The organism is Gabonibacter massiliensis (assembly GCA_001487125.1).
Lineage (GTDB): Bacteria > Bacteroidota > Bacteroidia > Bacteroidales > Marinifilaceae > Gabonibacter > Gabonibacter massiliensis.
Genome location: LN913013.1, coordinates 893,127 through 918,061 on the forward strand (window position 1 = coordinate 893,127; position 24,935 = coordinate 918,061).

Genomic DNA, 24,935 nt, shown 5'->3' on the forward strand with positions numbered 1-24,935 from the left:
TTCAATTATCTACCTAAAAAACAGATTAAAAATCATATACCACAAAGAGTTATTTTTTTAGATATATTTTCGATATGTCAATTAAACTTCCAATTCAGGGGCAATGACAATTACCGTCACATAAAACATTTGCTCAACAACCCCAATCGTATTGACAACTTCGATTTTATAACTTCCTTCTGATGCTCGCGTTACATTTTCTATCGTAACCGTCACCTTATTTTTGTTTTTAGCAATCTCGGAACTCTTCAGAAGCTGTTCCCCTTTATACACCTTGTAAGTAGCACCTGGATTTGCCGTATATTCAATATAAAATGTGATAATTTGTCCCTCAATGCCAAAAACAAGTCCCTCTTCGTTAGGGGCGACTTTGGTTATTTCAGGTAAACCGTTCTCTTCCGAAGAAAGAACCTTTTTGACATTAAAATTATCGGTTAATCCAGCTTCTCTGCTTTTAAATCCAGTAAGAATTACAAGTGACACTAAGACAAATAATAATTTTTTCTTCATGATCGTGAGTTTTTAATAATTTGCACTTTTCACAATAATACATAAAAATAATTACAATAGCAAATAATTATATCATTCACAATACAATAATAGATCAAAAAAAAATAAAGAGATAATGATATACTTCATTTAATTAAAAATACAAATACACAACATTTTAAATATGGATTCTATACCGATTTCATGTTAAAAAATGAATCATTTCAGTACTATTCAATAAAGAAGTCATAAATTATATTGAAAATCAGCTAATCATAATATCATTAATAAAAATATCACTCTTCTACCTTCACCCATTTCACGGCATCAGCCACTAACCCCTGTGAATTTTTTTCATCTGATTTTCTATCGCTTAATGTTACTTTAGCGTTTTTAGTAAAATCAAATATACCCAAGGACACCCAGGTTCCTACCTCGTCATCACCAGGAACAGCAATAACATTATGCTCCTTTTCTCCGTCAAAAACAGTATAATAGCCTGATTCCTGCACTTTTGATTCAAGGACTTCACCAGTAAAATACTCTACTATAATCCTCTTTCCACACCTGCCTAAGAACGTTGTATAATAAAAGAATTGACTCGAGATATACTTTTTACCCCAAAGCCAATTCTTGTAAAATACAATATGTTATTTATCTGGATAAATCTTTACCTTAAATATAACCTCAGTCTCTCCAACCGAATTTTTAAGCACAATCTTATATTCCCCTGAATCTTCCAGAGCGGCAGATAGTAGTTTAATTGTTAAAACTTTATTAGTAAAAGAAACGTCTTCCGAAGATTGCCATAATTCTCCATTTTTATATATTTTATAAGTAGCCTCTGGATTTGCAGTAAAATTAATTTCAAATTTAACAATTTGTCCCACAAAACCTTTTACATTACCATCTTTAGGAGTCGTATGGTTAACGACAGGTTTACTCGGTGAAGCAAAAAGTAATATTTTACTAATATTGACATCATTAATTTTTTCTACTTCTTGACTTCTAAACCCTGTAAAACTTAAAAATAAGATCAAAACAAATAATATATTTATTTTCATTGTCGCAAATTTAGATGATTAATTATTTTATTTTTTAATAATATAAGATCATAATAATTATAATATAACAAATCATGATCTCCTTTACCCGTAATTTCATATTTCCTGGCTCAACAACAATATTTATATAAAATTTTATGTTACTGGCAAATTTCATCGAAATAAATATACAATAAGATGTTATTCATTAGGATATATCTTCACATTAAATTTGGCTTCAGCTGTTCCAGCTTTATTCCAAAGCACAATTTTATATTCCCCGGAGTGAGCTATTTTTACATTCTTTATAGTACATTCCATCGTATCTTGATTTTTACTAATATTTCCAGAACCAAATTGTTCACCATCCTTTAATATTACAAATTCAGTAGACGCATCTGCAACAAATTCAATAGCAAATGTCATAATCTGACCTTCAAAACATTTAACCTCACCATCACGAGGAATCGTTCTAGTTATCACAGGAGCTTGGGACAAAACAGCATATAACTCCTTAGAAACATTAAGACTGTTAGAAGTTACTTCCTCTCTATTTTTAAACCCCGTAAGACTTACAAATAACATTAAAACAAATAATAATTTTTTCTTCATGGTCATAAATTTTAATTAGTTAATATAATTTGCCAATTTAAATAATATACATTATCGACATTAATAATATATTTATAACTAAAATGATGTATCACAATAAACATCACTATAACGATCATCTCAGATCATCATTTTTCATTCTCAAAAGCAAATAAAATCAGTTTTATTACACCAGTATGCAATAAATTAAACATCACTCTTTTACTTTTACCCATTTCACCGCATCGGCAACGAGTCCCTGAGCATACCCTTCATTCATTTTTTTATCACTTAGTGTTACCCTTGCGTTTTCAGTAAAATCAAATATTCCAAGAGAGACCCAACATCCCAAGTCATCCTCTCCCGGAGCAACAACCACTTCATGCTCCTTTCTGCCATCAAAAACGGTATAAAAACGTGAAGTTTCTTGCTTTTTCTTTTCTGATAAAGAAGAGAATTCAATCCAATCAGGAATACTTTTCCGACCGCCACCGGCGAAGGCCGTGTAGTAAAAAAAAACCTCATACTTCCCTGCTTCAGGCAACCGAACACTCCATTCCACTTTTTGTTTACCTTCGCTAACTTCTTTATAAAGCGCACTTCGCACCGGGAAACCATAGAAATGTTCTTTAATCGTGGGCAACCAAGTATCTTCCGTGAGATATTCATAATATTTTTTAGAAACATCTTTTTGCCGGAATAAAGAAGTTATAAAATTTTTCGGTTTTACAATTCTAAAACCCAGATCCTCATTATCAACTATAATTTCGTCGCTACTCGAAGCGAAAATAGACGAATCCACACTAAAAACACCGGTTATCGTGTCCTTACTCAAATAACTTGCCTCTTCCGGCTCTAATCGAATTATTGAAGGAAGATTCTGAGACAATGGCGTTCCTATGCTAAAAACTGCCTTTAAACTGGAAATCCGAGATACACGTGTTCTGATTTCCTTTGCTTCGTGAGGGGGAATAATCCATGCCTGATGAAATTCAGTTTCGACAAGACCGGGCACATCACTCCTATTGAATACCTTAAAACAGTACAGCCAATAGGGTTCGTCTATTCCCGTAATCTTTACTGCCCGAGGTTCTCTGATATCAAGTATAGGCAATCGATTGGCATGATACCAATCCTCCACGAGAGAGTCCAAACGAACCCCGAAGGCCAGATGAAATTGGTCAAAAAATACTTTTGCGGTCGTCTCTCTGAAAAAATTGTTTGCCAAAAAATCATGATAAAACTGACGATATGGCTCGTTTCCCACTAATAAAGAGATATACGAATACAACTCCTCGCTTTTTTTACGAATGATATTTTCCAGCACCTCCGGTAACAACGAATGATCGTATAAAGCATCTTTCAGGCTATTATGACTCAGGTATTCCACGGCAACATAATCATCAACGGGAGAAGACCATGCTTTAAGACCTCCATACCTGCGGGCCACGTTAGCCAGGACATCATGTAAAATCGGGTATTCCCGGGAAGCAATAAATGTCGTTTTACCCCGCATCATGGGACGTATATCACAACTACCCTCTCCTAATAACGTTTTAATATCACGCAACTTCATTCTTATATCCATAAAATTCTCTTTTTCCTCCTCGGCTTTGCCATCCGGACTTTCAAAAGGATAATCTTTTATAGAATAAGCTTTCTCGGGAAGAAAAACAAGTCCTCCCTGTACTCTCTCTCCACTTCTTTGCATCACTCCTGGAAAACAATAAAAAGCAACAGGTACTTCCAAGAGAGTCACCCATCGATACGGGTATTGCTGTATCGGATCATGAATTTCTCGCTCCTTATTATAAAAACTTGCGATATAACATTTTTCCAAAAATTTCGGCGTTTGTATACATTCTTCACTCTCCATACCACGTTTAATATGCGAGAGTCTCGACACGATAGTGTCTTTCAGTAAAATATCGTAATCCTTAAGAAGATACTCGTGATCAGGCAAATAATAGAGTTCCAAACGAACAGGGCCTAACGAGGCTATCCGTTTCTTGTAATGTCCAACGCAAAGACTAATCCCCGGCATGTCATGATCAAAGACAAACACGGTTTCTCCTTCTCTCTCGCTAACAACATCTCCCTGAGAAATAGCCGTCAGCACGGGATTATGTTCCACGCTTAAACTATAGCGGGAAAAATTCACATCCCGAACTCCCAAATCCCCGTATGGAGGCACACAAACCGGATACCAGACACATTCAGGCGTGAGTAACTTGTAATCCTTACCGCAAAAGGCAGGTGAATAACCGAAACCATATATACCGATACGATTTACTCCGGAAAGATTGTATTCTCTCGGGTTAACGTCCAGAAAACAGAGGTCATTGACAACACCTCCCTCGTAACTCATAACAACCTCGCAGTTCTCTCCCGGCTTTAATTCTTTACCCGTGATCAATGCCTGGTGATCTTTACGGAAAGAAACGGGTTGACCGTCAATATCGAGACGATTCACGGTTAAACCCGGGTTAAGGTAAATCACGAGAGGGATTACAACAGATGCCCGATTGGTAACGGTCAACTCGCTGACCACGAAGATATCACCATTCTCGAGCTCCTTCACCTGTAAATCATTCCGTACCACACGGGCTGCAGGATGTTTACCATGTTCGGCGTAAACTTGCCTGTAAATCTCCCGGTTCCTATCGACGGAAGCGTGACGAACGTGATAAACGAAAGCCAGTCCCCCGGCGAAAACAAAGAATCCACAGGCCACACCCACGGTTTTTGTGAAAACAAGCAAATCATTGGGAATTCGCGGGTAAGGAATAACCGACAAAGTCAGGAAACCTATTCCCGTCAACAAGATAGATCCCCGTTGCAACAAATAATTCCCTATGTTAACATGACCCGTGAAATCCGAGAACATGTTCGGAATAAATCGTGCAAGCGGATCAAGCAAACCATTTAACCAATCGCTCCCGAAAAAAACAAAAACTCCAAGAACTGCGAATAGGATCAGTAAGCTGATTCCCTGGTGACGAAGGACACGAGTCATCAGAAAAGAAAGACCAAGAAAATACACCAACGTCGGCAGAGTCAAGGTAACCCAATAAAAGAGATAAGCCCATAAATCGAAAGAACGGGAATAAAAACTGGCGTTGATCAAGATGGAAACGCCGAACACGATAAAATTCACGAGTGTGAAAAACAATAATTTTCCCAAGAAATTTCCGACGACAATCTCGCTGTTACTCAAGGGACGAACATGTAACGCCTCCATTGCTCTTAACCTGGCCACCCTCGAATCGCCGGTGATGTAACCTATGACAAAAAGCAACTGGACAAAATTAAAGTAATAGGCCGCCTTATAAGCCATGGACGAGGGCAAGACTTGCGAGATCCAATCCAAAGAGGAACGAAACAAATCATTTACCGAATCGGCCGATGCCGGGGCAAACAGATAAACAAGAAGCCCAACGATGGAAAGAGTGGTGAATATACCAAAAACAACACTCCTGCAAGAAAACTTAAACTCGTATAAAGTAATCACAAAAACAGCACGTTTGTCCATAACATTCATCTTAATGTTTATAAACCAATTGATAAATTCACCATTTTCCATAGGACAGAAATAGGGAGTCATTCCATAAAACAAACAATCCTAATTGCACTAAATGAATCAATAAAGTTTTCTAAAATAAATAAAAATAAAAACATCTGCTAATAATATTAATGAAAAATATTTTCAATATATACAATAAATTAAAATCACCTTTAAAGTATTATTATATAACGACCAATAAAATAATTCTTTACCCGAATTCACGTTAAATTTTTCCTATCGCTACTCTACCTTTACCCATTTTACGGCATCCGCCACAAGGCCTTCTTCATCTACAGCCTTATCACTCAATGTCACTTTGGCGTTTTCTGAAAAATCAAATATTCCTAAAGAGACCCATGTTCCTTTCTCGTCTTCACTCGGATGAGCTACAACCTCGTACTCCCTTTGGCCGTCGAAAATAGTATAATAACGTGAAATTCGTTCCTTCGATACTATCGCTTCTCCAGAATCTACTATCAATTTGTTATCAAAACTATTTTTTCTACCTCCCCCGAAAAACGTCGTGTAATAGAAAAATAACTCATATTTTCCCTCTCGCGGCAACCGGACATTCCATTCCACTTTTTGTTTCCCCGTACCGTCTCTTTTATAGAGTGCACTTCGCACGGGAAATCCATAAAAATGCTCTTTAATCATGGGTAACCAAATATCCTCACCCGTGACATGATCATAATACTTTTTACTACTCTTCTCTTTTCGGAATAGGGAAGTAATAAGATTTTCCGTTTTCACCACCCTAAAACCGGCATCCTCATTATCGACAATAATCTCATTCTCTCCCGCCATCGAAAGGAAGACTGACGAATCTACGTTAAAAACACCGGTCGTGGTGTCTACAAACAGATAACTCGCCTCTTCCGGCTCCAATAATATCATAGCCGGAAGATTCCGAGTCAAAGGAGTACTCACGCTAAAAAACGATTGCATAGGATTTACGGAAACACGTGTTCTGATCTCTCTTCCCGCACGAGGGGGAATAATCCACTTTTGATCATTATCTGTTTGAACAAGCCCCGACACGTCACTCTTGTTAAACACCTTAAAGCAATACAACCAGTGAGCCTTTTCGGTACCTGTGATTTTAATCGCCCGAGGATCCCGTATATCGAGTAAGGGCAAACGAGCGGAGTTGTACCAATCCTCAACGAGCGAATCCAACCGGATGCCAAATGTTTGATAAAATCGGGAAAAACACTCTTCCGCTGTCGTCTCCTTGAAAAGATTACTTGCTAAGAAGTTATGATAAAATCGACGAAAACGTTCTCGATCCATCAACAACGACATATAGGCCTGCAATTCATTATTTTTTTTACGAATGATATTATCCAATGCTTCGGGCGGTAAGGATTTATCCTGCAAGGCATCTTTCAAGCTATTTCGACTCAAGTATTCCACGGCCACATAATCTTCAGCAGGGTATGTCCACGATTTTACTCCCCGATCTTTACGTGCCACATCACTCAAAATATCATGCAAGATAGGACACTCCGGCGAGGCTATGGATATCGTTTTTCCCCGTAACGTGGGCCTCACGCTACAACTACCGCCTCCAATAAATGTTTCAATGTCATTCGCTAATTTTATATTCGAGATGTAACCTTCTCTCTCTTCTTCCTCAATGACGCCAGGGACCTTGGAAGGGTAATTATTATGTTATATTTATTACAATGATAGATTATAATAAAAAGATTTAGGGTTGTTTTTATAAAATTTAAAATAGTCCATTCACTTTATAAGTATCACATACTTATTTTTTTTACAACAAAGAAATGTAAAATACATTCCTATTTTACACAGAAAAAGAGGATGCAAAACATCCTCTTTCGTCGTTTGTAATAAAGATTGTATTCCTTTTACGGGAATACCTGAACACACTTACGACTATACCTTAATTTCTCTTTAGTAAATTTATTCTTTGCTGAATGTATTCCAAATAGCGGGCATCACCCAATCGTGAAGCCAGTTTGTAAGCTTGATTGTAATTTTCTTCCGCTTTAACTTTGTCTTTCAGGATGGCATAACACTCTCCTTTCAACAGGTAGATCTGGCTTAAATTGGCTGTATCCAATGTTATGGCCGGTTTTTCACCTAATTTTAAAAGATCGTCTAGCCATTTGATACATTGCCTGCTCGACTCTTCTGTCAGATTCCCGTTCGTGGCATCGAACAGATCGCAGATAATGGCGTTGTATGCTTCCGGCGTCACCTGATCTCCCATATTTTCAAAAAATACCATCCGAAGTTTTATAAATCCCTGTTGATCTTTCTTCGCGTAAAGCATATTATAACCGTCGGCTCTGTTGGTCAAAAATTCTTTCAGCATCCATTTCCCATGCTTTATCGAATCAAAAACTACCTTTTGTTCCGTTACAGCCTGTTCAATCACTTTATTATAACCGGCATATCCGGCTTTGGCCAAATTACCGATTAAACCTCCCGTGTAAGGAATAATTGCATCGAATACTTCTGAAAAAGGCATGATTTTCAGGTAATCGGCCAAATGTTTACTCACAAAATCCATGATTTCGTCCGTTCTTCCCGATCGAGCATACATCATAATGATATCGAAGTCCGTTTTATTGATCAGCTCTTTCCGGGGTTTCAACTTCATATACTCTTCGAACATTTTTATCCCTCGACCTTCCCAGATCTCATCTCCCTTTTCCTGCATAACGTAGGGAAGTTCCGGCAACAACTCCTGCATGAGCTTTACATTATTTTTATCCTTCTCATACTTTTCCCACAAAACATCAAAAACAGGAAGTTCCCCGGTCGCCTCTTTTGCTTTTTTCAACAAACGTTCTGCAGGCATAAACCCCATTAAACGTTCTACTTCTTTTCCGTTGGCATCAAAAAACACCAAGGTCGGCATGGCATCGATGTCATAGCGACGCACCAATTCCTTTTCTTTATCCACGTCTACCTTCAGACAAATAAAATGTTTATTGAAATAGGCCCCGACCTCTTGATCCGTAAATGTCTTTGTAGAGAGCATTGCACACGGTCCGCACCAGGTTGCAAAAAAATCTACAAACACTATCTTTTTTCTGTTTTAGCCTTACTCAGGACATCCTCAAAAGTTCCCTGAAAAAATTTAATTCCTTCACTATGGGCAAACAATGTCCCAAAACAGCATATAAATAATACATATATTTTTTCATTTGATTCGGTTTTTAATTAAAAGTTTCCATTCTCCAGATCATCCACCATCGAAATCATGATCCAAACAAATCTCCTGGCAGATAAAGGCAGGAAGCTCAGGGTACTATACCTCTTGATAGTACCCCGCTTGTCCACATCTTAATCAAAATATAAAATAAAAGGTCAGTAAATCCATTCAAAAATCCTATCGTCCTCTTCTGCGTAACCAGATAAAGACAGAGGCCAATACCAGTAATCCGGGAAAAATCCACCTCCAGGCAATATCCCAAACGGACATCGCCTTTTCTCCAATATACATCTTATCGTCAGGGGCAGACGGACGGCGCACGTCGATCGGCACTTCATTGTCGGACATCCAGAAAAAGCCCCCCATGACAATCGTAAAATTATTGGATTCAATACCCTTTCGTTGCATGTTCAATTCTCCGTTACTGATACAATCGGCATCCCCGATGATTATAATCTTCTGTTCTTTTGTTCCGACCTTCCGGGACAAAGCCAAGGTTGTCACATATTGCTGTTGTATCTCTCCGGCCTTTGCGTTCATCACCGGAACTTCATCCACGAAATCAGTCGTCTCCACTTCGTTCCAAGTCAAAGAATCACTAACGAACAAGGGCGTAAACGTGTAACCGGCATTCGAGTCATACGTTAACCCGGAAACACCCGGCATGGTAACCGTTTCTTCGTTTCGAAGCATTCCGTTAAACCAATAAACCAAATCGGCAGCCTCCCGCGTAGGTTTTACAACGACTATAGTGGGTGAAAAATTTTCAGTCATTCTCACGAGAGTCCCGGGAATCTGTTTTACACCGAATTCAGCCAATAAAGAATTCATTGCATCCGCACGATTCGGTTCTGTCGTGATTAATAAATTACCTCCTCGAACGATGTATCGATCCAGATTCGCTTTCTCCGAATCTGTCATCGCACTCTTCATTTCGGCAATCACCATGATTCGAATATCAGCCGGAACCTCCTGACTCAAATTCACATCTACCACATCAAATCCCTGATTGATCAATGCATAACGAAATTTGCGGTCCAAGGCAAAACCATTGTAATCCCGGTCGCCGACCCGCCGGTTATCCCGTTCGCCGTGTCCCGTCAAAAAGCCCACTTTCGGAAGCTCCATCGCGAGACGTTTGAATGCTGCCGTAATCTCCGTCTCTCCCGGAAAATGCTGCATATCGTTATAGACTCTCAGAAAAGTCTTTTCACCACTTTCTCGCTCCAATAAACGCACAAACACCTTTCCTTCCGCGGAAAGATTGACCTGCTCGCGTATCTGTTCAGGAGTCAGGAATAGGGAAGAATCGAGTTTATAAGCCCGGAAAAGTTCGCTGGCAATTTCATCTATATTTTTACCCGGATAATACTTTGCCCAATTCTCACCGGGAATCGTATCATAATAATAGACGTATTTCATTTCAATTTCCGGTTTAAAGCGAACATACTTTTTAAAACGTTCCTGATCACTTTTCACATTTTCCGGAAGCCCGTTCCACAAGTCGTCACCATCCAAAAGATTGACATAAGTCGTTATAGTCAATCCCCCTTTCATTCGAGCAATTACATCTTGACTGTTTTCTGTCAGTGTATTGGTTTTGGTCGCAGTAGCATCATAATAAGTCATCAGCATGGGACGCGAGGAGAGGTATCCGAGAAAACAGGCCAAGAAAAGAACTCCGACATATTTTCCCAATGTCACCATCCAAAGACTTTTCTGCCGACACGCTTTCAAACGAATCACGGACAATGTCAGAAATAATGCACTCACGATGATAAAATAAAGTAGATCTTCACTGCAAATCAACCCCTGTACAAATTCGTCTGCACGTCCGGACATACCCAACCAAAAAGTAACCTCCCGCACCAACTCCACACCTTGCCACACGCCCCTCACATAGTTAAAGAAAGCCAGCATGGTCAACGTCAATATAGCTGCAACAACCTGATAGGAAGTCAGACTGGACATAAAAAGTCCCACGGCAGCATATGCGCAAATCAACAAATAAAGCCCCAGCAGTGCAGCCCCAATAGCCGGAAAATCAAAATCCTTTATCGTGAAAGCACCAAACACGGCAAAAAGAAACAAAACACCGATCAACACCAAGCCGTAGATCATCATTGACAAATACTTCCCTAAAATGATTTGTAAGTTTGTCACGGGAGAGGAGTAGAGCAATGTGATCGATCCGCTACCCAATTCCCGGCTCATCAATCCCATTGTCAATAACGGGATATAGAGATACAAATAACCTTGCATTTCAGGCAACACGCCTCCCCAGGGATTTGCAAATACCGAAAAAGTCACGAACCCGATACCGAATCCGGCAGTTTGATATTCGACAAAATTACTCATGTTTGCAGCAAATAGCATGGCCGCCTGAAACGCAAAAAGTACCAAGATCAACCAGGCGATGGGAGAATAAAATAGTGTTTGTAACTCTGTTCTCGCGATTTTATATATCATTTTCATAATCTTTCTCTTTTAATATAAACCTATTTTTTAGACAACTCCGCAAATATTGCATCGAGCGAACTCTTCTCCAGATAGATCTCGTTCAAGCGCCAACCACGGGTCATACTTATTTCAACCACTTTTTCCATGGCCTCCTGTGCATCGCTGAAATGGAGACGATATCTCGTTCCGCCCAACTCGTCGACCTTCAATACTCCCGGAATAGCCTGTAAATCGTCGACCGCAGGCATTGCAATCAGCGAAACAAGCACGGAACTGGGCATGATGTAATTATCAAATTCATCCACAGTTCCGGAAAATACCAGACTTCCTTGTTCGATCATCCGGATATAGTCACACGTCGCCTGAACTTCCGGCAGAATGTGCGTAGACAAAATAACGGTACGATCCTCCGCAATTTCCTTCACCAGATGACGGATTTCAACGATCTGATTCGGGTCCAAACCATTCGTCGGTTCATCCAATACCACAAAATCAGGATTGTGCACGATAGCCTGAGCGATCCCTACCCGTTGTTGGTATCCACCGGACAAATTTCGGATCAGTCGTTTCCGGAAATGAGAAATTCCACAGCGTCCCATCACCTCTGCCACGGCTTTTTTTACCTCTTTACCCGGGATATAACGCAAATTAGCACAATGTACCAGGTATTCCTCCACCGTTAAATCCGGATGCAAGGGTGGTTTTTGCGGCAAAAAACCGATATGGCGTTTTGCCTCCACGGGATGTTCCCGCATGTCGATCCCTTTAATAATCACACTTCCCTCCGTTTGCTTCTGAACACCACACATGATGTTCATGGTAGTCGATTTACCGGCTCCGTTCGAACCCAATAAACCATAAATACCATTTCTGGCGATTTCGAAGTTTATATCCCGAATCGCCCACTGTACGCTGTAGCGATGGGATAAATTTTCTACTTTTACAATTGTTTCTTCCATCTTTTTTAATTATTTACATACAATAAAAACATAGTCTTAGCAGGAGGGAGACTCAAAAGCATCTCCCCCGTGGCTTTACAGCTAAAAACATTTCAATTTTATTTATTCGTAAACAGCATCACCAATTAACTGAAGATCAATGCCGTAACTCTCTTTAAAATAATTCCGCATCAACTCGTATTTTCGCTTTACAAGAGGCCAGGTCAAATCTTCTTCCCACTCTTCCGACGTGCGTAGTAGCATTCCATACAAATATGAATATATATCACTAGCCAAATCGAACTCCCGTAATTCCTCTCCCCAACTTCCCTGCATATCCGTACTCCATTCGTATCCGGTTCTATCCGCTATAAAACCCCGCTCACGGGTAAAATCATCTGACTCCGGATCCTCGTCGGCATTCGAAGAATAATCACTTAACTCGTAAAATTCATCGGGTAATTTCATGATTCCGCTAAATATACAGAAGTTAAATAACTCACATTGAAAACTTTTTCTAAATTCCTCCTTTTCCTCCTTCGGCATCTCTTTTAATTCCTCCGAACAACAACTAAACACGAACTGATTCTTTTCGAGTCGAAAATATCGTACCTCCCACTCCTCCTCGTACCCAGGAAACTTGCTTTCCAGTTTCGCCACAAACATCACCCGGTAGGGAATCAGTTTTTTCAACAACTGTTCCGGGTAAAAACGAAACCATACATCATTTAAAAAATCCAATATATCTCCCATGTAATTGGGATCCGCAGATGTATATCTATAAACAAAGTCAGGATCACCGTATTCGTTCAGACTTGTATTGATTAATTTCCAATCGAAATCCCGTCTCGAAAATTCATACAGGAAATAACTTCCATATGTATTGTACAACTCCACGATCCGGTTGTCTGCAGCCGACTTTCCTTGCGGCAAGGTGTAGTCACTCGTTAAAGGTTCTATCTCCGCGAGTTTCTGATCTTTGGCACACGCACTCAAAAACAACATGCTTGCCAGAATCCATTTTATAATTATAATATTCATATAGTTAAATTTTATCGGTTTCTCTCTTATTCGTCAAAGCCCTTGTCGAATCGGCTCCTGCCGAGAAAGATTTTGTTCCAACAATCGATTTTGCAAAATAGCCTCATTCGGTATCGGAAGGGTATAAAGAGGATCTTTTTCTTTTAGCGTATACACTTTCCACGGGTCGGTTTTCTTTGCCCGGAAACGATGTGAAATGGACGGCATTCCGTAACGTCTCAAATCGAACCAGCGTTGTTCCTCGAAGCACAACTCTTTCCGACGTTCCAAGCGAATCTCTTCCAATAAGGTTGTCGCATCGGTAATTTCGACATCAGTATATCCAACGATTCGGTTTCTACGCAGTTTGTTCAAATCCGCCAATGCAGCAACACGTCCGTCTTTCTCGTGCGCATAAGCCTCCGCCCGGTTCAGATAAGCTTCGGATATTCTCAGCACATTATCGGGCATATCCAACCCCTCTTTATGGTTTTGCTTTTTTATCACCGTACTTCCCGTATACATACTCTTTCCGAAATACAAATCCCGGCGACGATCATCCGTCTGAAATTTAGACAGAAGTTCCCTGGAGGGAACCATCGCATTCATTCCGACCGATCTATCATTCGCACCATAAATCCACTCCACCTCCGAAAGTTTATAATCCGTGAAGTAAAATGTTTCCGCAGAGAGTTGCGTGTAATTCGTTAAACTTCCACCACTTTTAATTGCCCGATCTGCCGCCGCAATCGCATCCTGCCAACGTTCCATAAACAAATACACCCGGGACAACAGAATATTTACCGATGGATAGTTAATCCGAAAATCACCCCTCGTTTTCGGATGTTTTTCCAACAAAGCGGAAGCCTCCTCCAAGTCTTCCACGATCCGGTTGTACACCTGTTCCACGGTTGAGCGTCGAATCCCGTTTTCTTCGATTCCCGCCGTTAGTTTCAGAGGCACACCTAAAGCCGACTTATCGGCATTATAAGGTTGTCCATACAAATTCACCAGTTGAAAATAAAAATAAGCCCGTACGGCAAGTGCCTCTGCTTTCACGCGCTCCCGATCGACTTGATTTCCGATAGCGTTATCAATCCCGTCGAGCACGGCATTGCATCCCATGATACGCCGATAGGAAGCGATATAACTTTCATTCATTTTGGCCACCCGATCCCACATATCCGGCTGCCAGGTGAAACAACCGAAATTGGCCGTAAGTATAAAATGATCTTTATCTTTTAACTCTAACTCATCGATTTCCAAATCATCGTCAAACACAAAAAGCGAAGCATAAAGATAGCCGTACGGCTCAGGATAGCCCGCCCCCAATAGTAGCTCGCTATAGTCTTTCACCGTATGCACGATTACCTCGTCTTGCGATTCTTCATTTAAAAAATCGGAACATCCCCAGGCAAAGACAAGACTCAAAACAGATATTATTATTTGAAACTTTTTCATCATCCTCAAATTATTTACGGGTTAAAATGCTACTTGTAACGAGAGAGATGTGACTCTCCGGGCAGGCCAGTTCCCCGTTTCAGGATCTATTCCTTCCCATTTTTTATCCCTTACCCACATAAAAGGGTTCTGCATCGAAGCTATCAGAGACAAACGACCGATGTATAACTTCCGCAATATTTCGGGATTAAATTCGTATCCCAAAGAGATGGAAGTACACCGTATCATATCGGTTTTAGCCACCCGGATATCCGATTCGTTATACATTTTATAAGGACTCCTTATCGGGGTCGACCAAACCGTCTGCTCTTGTGGCAAACTCATTTTTTTGGCTCTCCCGACACCCGGAATGGAAGGATAGATCGTTTGATCGCCCGGCTTCCTCCACCTTCTCTGTAATTTTCGAGATACATTTTGTTCCGGAGTAGGCACTCCGTTATTGTATTCGGTTCGATACAATTCCGGCAATCGACCGCTTCCCCCCCATTGCATGGCAAAAAAGGCAGAAAGATTCCAATTTCTATACTTAAACATCGTGTTCAATCCGCCCGAAAAATCCGGGGTGAATTTCCCGCTCTTCACGAGGTATTCCACAGGGGAACTCACCTGTGTCTGATCCAACTTATTGAATAAGGGAGTACCATCCTTCTGGTCCAATTCTTTAAATTGAAAAGAATAAAAAGTAGAGAAGGGCTCTCCCTCGACCACGGCCGAACCCGAGAGAAAGTCCTCCAAGGTATTAATCCGGTCGTTTCTACGGACGTTGTTTTTTGTTGCTCCCGAATTTACCGATAAATGCCAGGAAAATTGATCTGTTCTCACGGGTATCACTTCTACCGTAAAATCGAATCCGGTATTCTTCATTTTCGAACCGGAAACAACGGAATGGGCCATTCCGTTCTCATGGGGAATATCCCGCGACGATAAGACATCGCTATCCTTTTCATAATAGTTAAAACCGAAATTCAAACGTCCGTCTAAAAAAGAGGCATCGATTCCCAAATTATAGCTTTTTGTCTTTTCCCAGCCTAAATTAGGATAAGGCAGAGATTTTATTTTCAAAATATAAGAACTATAGGAAGCATCGATCCCCCCATCCCGAGCAATCAAATAGGGAGAGACGCTTTCTACCGCGTTGCCCTGATAACCATACGACAACGTGATGTCCAACAAATTAAACCAGAGCGAACCCTTTAAAAACGACTCGTTTCCCACGCTCCACTTGACTCCGGCAGACCAGGTCGGGGCAAAACGCCTGTTCTTATCCTGTCCGAAACGATTGGATGCATCTACCCGGGCACTCACGTTTACAACATAGCGATCATCATAGGAATAAACACCTTGGGCATAAACACTCAGCAAGTTATTTTTCCGGTTTAAAACCGTAGTCTTTCCGTAGGCATATTCCGAATTTTCCATATCCATTCCATAATAGATCATAAAAGGAATATTGACAAACGTTTCTCCCCGGTCTTTCAAATAACCATATTTTAAATTCGTCCCTCCGGTAGTTTTGGTCGAATTCGTTTCCACTCCTGTAGCAAAAACCACAAAATGTTTATCCCGTAATAATTTAGAGTAGTTCAAACTATTTCTTACCGTAACTGATTCCACCGTTGTCGTTCCGGTTTCCAACACTCCACCATAGGGAATCCGGGCGGAACGCTCCTCTTGACTATTAGGCAGAGCTGTCCCGTATTCGTACCCCCTATATTGTGTTATATAGAACGAACGTTCCGTGGCGTACTGCTTTACATCCGAAGAAGAAGAGTTGTAAGAAAAAACACCTTGATATTGTAAGCCCGGAAAAAGTTCCCAACTCACATCCAATGTCGTTCCCCAATTTCTTGATTCCGTTCGGGCACCGGTATTGGACAATTCGTTCAATATATTATAATTGTAATTATTTTTATCATTTACCGCAAAACTACCCGCACCCCACTTGTCATGATAATACAGGGTTCCGTCTTCATTGTAAGCGGGAATGACCCGAGTCGTTTCATAAGCATAAGTGAAAGGATCCACCCCGTAAGCAAAACTTTCGACCTTTCTCATGCTCCCATTCAAAGACCAATTCATCACAAAATTTTTTCCGATATGTATCTCCGTACTCGATATCATACCGATATTCGACAAATCATTTCCCTTAGCCTCACCCATCTGTTGATCTACATTGAAAGACGTACGGTTCATGATTTTTTCAGACCCACCGCTTATGCTTAAAGCATGCTTGTGACTAAATGAATTGCGGAACAACAATTTAAACCAGTCCGTATTCTGGCGAGCCATTTTCCGGTATTCCCGATCCATCTCTTCGAAAGTAATCTCCTTATCGAGCATTCTTTCAATCAAACCGGCATATCCGATCGGCAAATAAGGGTCGGATAACTCACCCTTTCCTCATACATCTCTTTGGAGAATTGCATCATTTCCTGGGAATTCATCCGATCGTACAAGGCATACTTGGGACATTGTCCGATAGAAAAATCTCCATTATAAAATACACTCACCTTTCCGACCTGTGCTTTTTTGGTCGTGATCACGATCACCCCATTTGCAGCTTGCGAACCGTAAATCGCCGTGGCTGATGCATCTTTTAACACCGTGATGGTTTCAATATCGTGCGGATTCAGCCAAGAGATGGCATTTCCGGCCATTTTACTGATATCATCGGCATCCATCGAAAACTTCGTATTATCACTCGCATCAAAAGGTTGCGGATTTCGTTGGATCACGCCATCGACCACCCACACGGGTTCCTGGCTTCCCAATAAGGTAGAAGTCCCCCGCACCCTAATTTTGGGAGAAGCTCCCACCATTCCGGTACGCGTTTGTACCAACATTCCCGGCACAACACCTTGTAACATCTGATCGATCGTACTGGCACCCGGAATAATAATATCCTTTGCTTTTATCGTTGTTGCCGCCCCGGTGTAATTTCGCTTCGCTACATTTCCATATCCCGTCACCACTATATCCTCCAATGCCTCGGTCTCCTCTTTCATTTTAACCCGATAATCGGTTTTGTTCCGATCTAATCGTACGTATTGTGTCTGCATACCGACGAAACGAAGGATCAATGTATCCACCCCCTCGACAACCTCCAATGAAAAACGACCGTTCGAATCCGTAGCCGTACCTATCGTGGTTCCTTTTAACAAAACAGTCACCCCGGGAAGCGGAACATTTTTTTGATCGACCACCTGCCCTTTAACAATAAAACCCTTGACTTTTCGCTCATCTTCGGGATTCAAAGAAGCACGTTTGATCACCACAATTCCATTTTTCAAGTCATAGGTAAGCCCCTCTTTTACCAAAACCCGTTTTAACACGGATTCCCAATACTCTCCTTTTACCTTGATCGATACGGGCTTCGTCTCTTTTAGCAAAAGGGCATTATACAAGAAATTCAGACCCGTCTTTTGCCGCATTACTTCCACGAACTCCTCCATCTTCACCTCTTTCAAATCCAGAGAAATCGTATCTGCAAACATATTCACCGCTATTAGTTTCGGAATACTTCCGGACAAACACATAAGAATCAGACAGCATACACGCAACAGATGCGTTTGATTTTTTGTCCGATCCCACTTGATTAATCGCTTTTTTCCCATAATTTTGTAAAATATCAGTTAGTAAATAAGGCGGCAGACCTCCAACCTGAGAAATTGTAGTTTGTCGCCTTGTTTTATTTAAACAAGATCACTTGTTTTCCCTCGATTTCATATCGTATATCTCCCGTACGCGTTAAGGCATCCAGGAACTGCTCGATGGAATCATATCGTTTCAGATTACCCGTGAAAGGAATATCACGTAAAGATTGCTCCCGAAAGGAGACCGAAATATCATACCAACGCTCCAGTGTATTCATAATCTCGCCCAAAGACTTCTCTTTGAACACATACAAACCATCTTTCCATCCCACGTATTCTTCGGGGTTTACAGTCCTTTTTCGCATTCCTCCCGATTTATCCGCAATCACCTGTTCACCCGGAACGATAACAAGGGGATGACCTTCCTCGGTCGTAAAACTTACTTTTCCCCTTACCAACGTCGTAAAACATTCAGACCCGGTAGTATAAGCTTCGACGCCAAATGCAGTTCCCAACACATTCACCTCTCCGAAGGAGGTTTTCACTACGAATGGCAATTCATCCTTCACTACATCAAAATAAGCTTCTCCTTCCAAATAAACCTCCCGGGACTCTCCCACGAAACTCACGGGATAACGTAACTTCGTCCCGGCATTCAACCAGACTTTCGTTCCATCGGCCAAAACCAAAAAACTCTCTCCTCCCATTGGAACGTTCAGTTCATTGAATATCAACTTCGATCCCTTCTCTCCTTTATGGTAACACAATGTACCGTCTTTATAGGATATCTCCGTACCGTCCTTTTCTTGTAAAGAGATCTCTTTCGTCATCACGGGGATCACACGACCGTCGGCCAATGTCAACTGTGCTTTTTTCCCTCCGGCGGAGATCATAGCTATTTTTTTCGGCAGCGCCGACGGTCTCGTCTCATCTCTTACAAGCCAAAAAGAGATTGTTAAAACCAAAAGCATAACCGCAGCTACACTACCCCATCGTAACACGAACCGTTTCTGTTCATTTTTCCGCCCTACCCTTAGACAAAATTTTCGATAACCTTCCTTACTCGAATAATTTTTATAGGCATCGAACTGCTCTTTTAAAAAAGAACTCGTTTTTAGCTGATCGTATATTTCATGCAAGGAAGCGTTTTCCAATAGCTTCTCCAATTTTTGTTGTTCCTCCTCGGTCGTCTCTCCAAGCAACCCTTTCCGGAACAAAGAAGCATCCTCATGTATATCTCGTTTCATATCATCTTTATTCGGTTTTTATACTTATTATAAGATGACACGAAGTCCATTTTTTTTGATTTAAATTAAGAAAAGATAGATCGAATCTTGCAGTTTTGAACGTAAATACTTAATGCCACGTCCTTTATGGGTTTTAACCGTATTAATACTAATTCCCAATTTTTCGGCTATTTCCTCCCAGGAATATCCTTCAATACTTAATAGTATTACCCGTTTTTGTTCCGATGGCAAAGATTCGATATGCACATATAATTGCCGGGTAACCTCTTCACTCACAGTTAAAGCATAAACATCATCAGCCGTAAACTCTTTTCCGGCACCGATTGAATCCAAAATAGTATCATGAATTTGATTATTTCTGACAAAGATCAATGCATTATTATAACATGCCCGGTACAGATAGTTGGTCAGTTCACGCACGGAAATAAAAACTCTATTTGATTTCCAGACAGCAATGAACACCTCTTGTACTAAATCTTCACTACTCTCCGGTCTTTTCAAAATCCGACTAACATATGTACATAATGCCGCATAATAGTAATCGTAAAGACTCGCCCAAGCCTTTTCGTCTTTATCGTTTACACCAGATAAAACTAAATCTTCGTTCATTATCCCGGCAAATTATGACATGCATACTATTAATAAAATACAAATATATAAAAGAAATACAATAGAGCTGACAAAATTATATCAATAAATAGAGCGTATAAACCAAATAAATAACAAATAGTACTATTCCTTCCCAACGTTCAATTCGAAATCCCGTACGCATAAAAGGAAGTACAATGATAGCCGCCCCCAGCATGACAGCCATATCCAATACATTAATCTGATCTGTCCGGATGGGAGTAATGGTTGCCGTAGCTCCCAGCACGGCAAATAAATTAAATATGTTGGAACCGATTACATTCCCGATAGCTATATCCGTCCGTTTTTTTAAGGCGGCAACGACGGAAGTCGCTAATTCCGGCATACTCGTTCCGGCAGCAACGATGGTCAATCCGATTACGGCTTCACTCCATCCCAAAGCTTTGGCAATGATCACGGCATTTTTCACCAACATATCCGATCCCCAAACCAATAACAACAATCCGCCTATCACCAGAATTACATCCAACAACCAACTTTTCGTCGGCTTTATCTCCTGTTCCCCTTCGATAGCCTCTCCTTTTTTAGCCTTATATACGCAAAATAACATATATCCCGCAATCCCCACCAAAAACAGGATCCCAGGGAGTCGCCCGAAATGCCCATCGCTAAACAACAGCACAAAAAGGAGAGAAGCTATAAGCATGATTGGGGTATCGATTCGAATCAACCGTCTATCGACCTGCAAAGGACAGATCATGGCGGAAATCCCTAAAATCACACAAATATTAAAAATATTGGAACCGATCACGTTTCCCACGGCGATGCTACCGATACCCTCCAATGCCGATTTTATACTAACCACCAATTCGGGAGCACTCGTACCCAGGGCAACAACCGTCAGGCCGACCACCAAAGGGGAGATTCCCGCCCGAACAGCCATGGATGAACTTCCTTTTACTAAAAAATCCGCCCCGAAATAAAGAATCGCCAGGGATAATACAACTAAAACTACACTCAGTACCATATTCATCTATTATATAAACTCTTTTCCTCTTACAATCGTAAAGAATATATTTGAAGTTTCAAAATTATAAACTAATTTAGTCTATACACTCAAAAATAAATCTATTTTCACAAAAGAACTTATGCTTAAACATTTAAAGCAATTATTCAGTACGGCAAAACATCATCCGAATTTCGGCGGACTTGAAATATTGAAATACATCGGTCCCGGTTTACTGGTAACGGTCGGTTTTATAGATCCGGGAAATTGGGCCTCCAATTTGGCGGCTGGTGCCGAATACGGCTACACCCTCCTCTGGATGGTTACCCTGTCTACCCTCATGTTAATTATTCTACAACATAACGTGGCTCACTTGGGCATAGCCACCGGTCTTTGTCTGTCGGAGGCAGCGGCAACCCATCTCAAACCCAAACAGGCCAACTTAATCCTCGGATCCGCAGTATTAGCTTCCGTTTCGACCTCACTGGCCGAGATTTTAGGCGGAGCTATCGCCCTGGAAATGCTTTTTCATATTCCGATAAAGGCCGGTTCCTTGTTGGTTCTACTCTTCGTTACGATTATGCTTTTCACCAATACCTACCGGATCATTGAAAAATGGATTATCGCTTTCGTGTCCATTATCGGCTTATCTTTCATTTACGAATTATCATTAGTCGATATCGATTGGAACACCGCCACCGTAGCCTGGATAACTCCCTCTTTTCCTCAGGGCTCCATGGTCATTATCATGAGCGTATTAGGAGCTGTCGTCATGCCGCACAATCTGTTTTTACACTCGGAAATCATTCAAAGCAGGCAATGGAATATTCAAGACGATAAAGTGATCAAGAAACAATTACGTTACGAATACGCGGACACCATTCTCTCGATGTTCATCGGTTGGGCGATCAACAGCGCCATGATTCTTTTAGCCGCGGCCAGCTTTTTTAAACACGGAACTCCCGTTACGGAATTAGAACAAGCCAATACCCTGCTCCAGCCTCTTTTGGGAAACAATGCAGCTATCATCTTCGCTGTCGCTCTACTCTTTGCGGGGGTAGCCTCTACCATTACCTCAGGCATGGCTGCAGGCTCCATTTTCGCCGGTATGTTCAAGGAACCTTACGACATTAAAGACAACCATTCCCGGTGGGGCGTACTCATCTCTTTGATCATGGCTTTCGGATTGATTTTAATTGTTTCCAACCCATTTCAAGGACTTATCTACTCTCAAATGGCACTTAGCATACAACTTCCCATCACTATTTTTCTACAAGTACATCTCACCTCTTCCGAAAAGGTCATGGGAAAATATAAAAATTCCACCTATACGAAATATTTACTTTACGCGATCGGCGGAATTGTTACCCTGTTAAATATTATGCTGTTAATCAGTTTCTTTTAATTTTCAATAACCGAATCATGCCGGGCGACTCTCATCACGCCCTGAATCCGTTTCAATCGGGAAATCAATTGGGAAAGATGTTCCGTATTTCCTACCAATACCGTAATTTTTCCATCAAATAATCCCTCGCTAGAATTAATGGATAACCCTCTCAAGGTAACATGCGGGTCTTTCGAAATCACCTCTGTGATTTTATTCACCATCCCCGCATCTTCCCGTCCGACAATGTTTAAGATCGTCTGATAAGAAGTAGCACCCCCGTTCGTCCATTGCGCCTTTACGATCCGATAAGGATAACGCTTTTCCAAATCCATGGCATTTTTACACTGCTTCCTGTGAATTTTAATTCCCTCTCCGATCGAAACGAACCCCAAAATCTCATCTCCGAAAACAGGATTACAACACCGTGCAAACTTATAAACAACATTGTCCACATTCCGGTCAATCAACAAAACATCCTCATCCACCTTTTTAGGATGAATGATCTGTACCTCTTTCGCTGGCACAACAAGTTTTTCTTCCTCTTTCGGTTTCGTGACCCACTCCTTAATTTCGGTCATCGTGTGTTTCCCTTCCGCAATTCCCTGATACAGATCAATGGCAAATTTATACTTATAATGCTGTTGCAAACGTCTTATCACCTCATCCGTCAACTCCAACTTCCAGTTTTTAAAACGGCGCATCAGCATCTCTTTACCTAACTCCGCTTGCGCTCTCGATTGCTCGGTCAGGTATTGCCGGATCTTATTCCGGGCCTTAGAAGTTACCGCAATATTCAACCAGTCGGCACTCGGTTGCTGATTATTAGATGTTAAGATAGAAACCTGATCCCCGTTCTTTAAAACATAGCGCAGGGTTTCATTCCTTTGATTCACCTTTCCTCCCACGCACTTTGATCCGACATCCGTATGAATGGCATAAGCAAAATCCAACAAAGTAGCACCTGCCGATAAGGTTTTCAAATCTCCGGCCGGAGTAAACACATGTACCTCCTTATCCTGCAAATTAATTTTTATATCCCCCAACAAGTCGACAGCCCCGACCTCCGGACTTTCCAAAATATCCCTCAGCTCGGCTAACCAGTTTTCAATCGTCTTATCTGCCGTACCTCCTTTATATTTCCAATGGGCTGCAAATCCCCGCTCGGCTATTTCGTCCATGCGTTCGGTCCGGATCTGCACCTCTACCCAACGATTGTTCGGACCCAAAACAGTTGTCTGCAATGACTCGTATCCGTTCGATTTGGGCACAGAGAGCCAGTCTCGTAAACGTTGCGGGTTAGGAGTATATTTATCGGCCACGATAGAGTATACCCGCCAGCAATCGGCTTTCTCTTCTGCTCCCCGGCTATCCAAAATAAAGCGAACGGCAAAAATATCGTATATCTCCTCGAACTCCACCTGTTTCTTGCGCATCTTATTCAAAATGGAAGCTATCGTTTTCGTACGATACTTTACCTTATACTTTATACCTCGTCGATCCAATTCTTCCACGACGGGAGCTATGAATTCCGCAATATATTTCTCACGGGTATCTTTCGAATCCTCCAATTTACGAGAGATATCCTCGTATATCTCAGGCTCCTCGTAACGTAAAGCCCGATCCTCCATTTCCGACTTTACGTTATACAATCCCAAACGATGCGCAAACGGTATATAAATAAACCTCGTTTCCCGAGCCAACCTCAACTGTTCCTCTCGGGAAAACGAATCCGCCCGACGCAAATCATAAATTTTTTCGGCCAAAAAAATCAACTGCACGCGTACATCCTCCGCAAAACTAAGCAATAGCTTACGAAAATTATCCGAATCCACAATCGCATGCGTTGCATAAATACGACTGATATCGCGTAAACCGGACAGAATTTGGGCTACCTTCTCACCGAATAACTCCCGAATCTCCAACTCTGACAAACCGTCACTCTCCGCTACCTTATGTAACATGGCACAAATAATCGAGGTCCTTCCCAATCCTATTTCGGAAGTAATGATAAGCCCCACTTCCAACATACGAATCATCTCTTCTCTATCTGCCCCGGGCATATTTTTACTCCCTCTCGTAGCCATATTAAATGCCTTACGGACCAAACGAATATCCTCTTTAGAGATCAAATTCTTACATGATTTCAGAAGTAACCTGTACTTTTTTAAAATAATCTCCTTGGCTATATCTTCTGCCATACTGCAAAATTTTAGTGATTTATACGAACTGATTAATTGCTGCAAAAAGAGTGCCGTCCATTTTCAATTAACATGATTTAGGGGAAACCAATTGACGAACGACAATAAACACAACGACCGTGTCATCGATACATAACTATTTTTCTACGACAAACTCAG

18 protein-coding genes are annotated in these 24,935 nt (G+C 41.1%); 1 reads left to right on the forward strand and 17 read right to left on the reverse strand.

Annotated elements, in window-relative coordinates:
• Nucleotides 1–81: 81 nt before the first annotated feature.
• The 16 genes from BN3283_RS08055 to BN3283_RS08130 form a co-directional block, all read right to left on the reverse strand.
• Nucleotides 82–510 (reverse strand): immunoglobulin domain-containing protein, encoded by a 429-nt coding sequence (locus BN3283_RS08055; protein ID WP_059026321.1) that lies wholly within the window; start codon nucleotides 508–510, stop codon nucleotides 82–84.
• Between the two features lie 275 nt (nucleotides 511–785).
• On the reverse strand, nucleotides 786–1,001 hold the full coding sequence (locus BN3283_RS08060; RefSeq protein WP_059026322.1) for a carbohydrate-binding protein: 216 nt from the start codon (nucleotides 999–1,001) through the stop codon (nucleotides 786–788).
• Between the two features lie 138 nt (nucleotides 1,002–1,139).
• The gene (locus BN3283_RS08065) at nucleotides 1,140–1,553 is read right to left on the reverse strand and encodes an immunoglobulin domain-containing protein (RefSeq protein ID WP_059026323.1); all 414 of its coding nucleotides are present in this window, start codon (nucleotides 1,551–1,553) and stop codon (nucleotides 1,140–1,142) included.
• 180 nt (nucleotides 1,554–1,733) lie between these two features.
• The gene (locus BN3283_RS08070; protein ID WP_059026324.1) at nucleotides 1,734–2,144 is read right to left on the reverse strand and encodes an immunoglobulin domain-containing protein; all 411 of its coding nucleotides are present in this window, start codon (nucleotides 2,142–2,144) and stop codon (nucleotides 1,734–1,736) included.
• A gap of 193 nt (nucleotides 2,145–2,337) precedes the next feature.
• Nucleotides 2,338–5,655: a hypothetical protein gene (locus BN3283_RS08075; protein WP_147625562.1), complete on the reverse strand. Its 3,318-nt coding sequence runs from the start codon at nucleotides 5,653–5,655 to the stop codon at nucleotides 2,338–2,340.
• 273 nt (nucleotides 5,656–5,928) lie between these two features.
• Nucleotides 5,929–7,242: a carbohydrate-binding protein gene (locus BN3283_RS08080; RefSeq protein ID WP_059026326.1), complete on the reverse strand. Its 1,314-nt coding sequence runs from the start codon at nucleotides 7,240–7,242 to the stop codon at nucleotides 5,929–5,931.
• A gap of 355 nt (nucleotides 7,243–7,597) precedes the next feature.
• A complete protein-coding gene (locus BN3283_RS08085) occupies nucleotides 7,598–8,746 on the reverse strand; it encodes a thioredoxin family protein (RefSeq protein WP_286137602.1) in 1,149 nt (382 codons plus the stop codon).
• A 309-nt stretch (nucleotides 8,747–9,055) separates the two neighbouring features.
• Complete coding sequence (locus BN3283_RS08090; protein ID WP_059026328.1) at nucleotides 9,056–11,353, reverse strand: Gldg family protein; 2,298 nt, start codon at nucleotides 11,351–11,353, stop codon at nucleotides 9,056–9,058.
• A gap of 23 nt (nucleotides 11,354–11,376) precedes the next feature.
• Nucleotides 11,377–12,297 (reverse strand): ABC transporter ATP-binding protein, encoded by a 921-nt coding sequence (locus BN3283_RS08095; RefSeq protein WP_059026329.1) that lies wholly within the window; start codon nucleotides 12,295–12,297, stop codon nucleotides 11,377–11,379.
• Nucleotides 12,298–12,399: 102 nt separating this feature from the next.
• Entirely contained in the window at nucleotides 12,400–13,317 is a 918-nt protein-coding gene (locus BN3283_RS08100; protein WP_059026330.1) for a zinc-binding metallopeptidase, read from the reverse strand.
• A 33-nt stretch (nucleotides 13,318–13,350) separates the two neighbouring features.
• The gene (locus BN3283_RS08105; protein ID WP_059026331.1) at nucleotides 13,351–14,760 is read right to left on the reverse strand and encodes a RagB/SusD family nutrient uptake outer membrane protein; all 1,410 of its coding nucleotides are present in this window, start codon (nucleotides 14,758–14,760) and stop codon (nucleotides 13,351–13,353) included.
• Nucleotides 14,761–14,778: 18 nt separating this feature from the next.
• Entirely contained in the window at nucleotides 14,779–17,130 is a 2,352-nt protein-coding gene (locus tag BN3283_RS08110) for a TonB-dependent receptor domain-containing protein (protein ID WP_286137603.1), read from the reverse strand.
• Nucleotides 17,106–18,371: a SusC/RagA family TonB-linked outer membrane protein gene (locus BN3283_RS14675; protein WP_059026333.1), complete on the reverse strand. Its 1,266-nt coding sequence runs from the start codon at nucleotides 18,369–18,371 to the stop codon at nucleotides 17,106–17,108. The genes BN3283_RS08110 and BN3283_RS14675 overlap by 25 nt, the downstream gene beginning before the upstream one ends.
• A gap of 74 nt (nucleotides 18,372–18,445) precedes the next feature.
• Nucleotides 18,446–19,597: a FecR family protein gene (locus tag BN3283_RS08120; protein ID WP_059026334.1), complete on the reverse strand. Its 1,152-nt coding sequence runs from the start codon at nucleotides 19,595–19,597 to the stop codon at nucleotides 18,446–18,448.
• 60 nt (nucleotides 19,598–19,657) lie between these two features.
• Nucleotides 19,658–20,206 (reverse strand): RNA polymerase sigma factor, encoded by a 549-nt coding sequence (locus tag BN3283_RS08125; protein WP_059026335.1) that lies wholly within the window; start codon nucleotides 20,204–20,206, stop codon nucleotides 19,658–19,660.
• A gap of 76 nt (nucleotides 20,207–20,282) precedes the next feature.
• Nucleotides 20,283–21,212, reverse strand: a complete 930-nt coding sequence (locus tag BN3283_RS08130) for a calcium/sodium antiporter (RefSeq protein ID WP_059027215.1) — start codon at nucleotides 21,210–21,212, stop codon at nucleotides 20,283–20,285.
• Between the two features lie 121 nt (nucleotides 21,213–21,333).
• Here BN3283_RS08130 and BN3283_RS08135 point away from each other — a divergent pair, with 121 nt between their 5' ends.
• Nucleotides 21,334–22,596: an Nramp family divalent metal transporter gene (locus BN3283_RS08135; RefSeq protein WP_059026336.1), complete on the forward strand. Its 1,263-nt coding sequence runs from the start codon at nucleotides 21,334–21,336 to the stop codon at nucleotides 22,594–22,596.
• Here BN3283_RS08135 and BN3283_RS08140 read toward each other — a convergent pair.
• Nucleotides 22,593–24,776, reverse strand: a complete 2,184-nt coding sequence (locus BN3283_RS08140) for a RelA/SpoT family protein (protein WP_059026337.1) — start codon at nucleotides 24,774–24,776, stop codon at nucleotides 22,593–22,595. The two genes, BN3283_RS08135 and BN3283_RS08140, sit on opposite strands and share 4 nt — an antisense overlap.
• Nucleotides 24,777–24,935 lie beyond the last annotated feature (159 nt).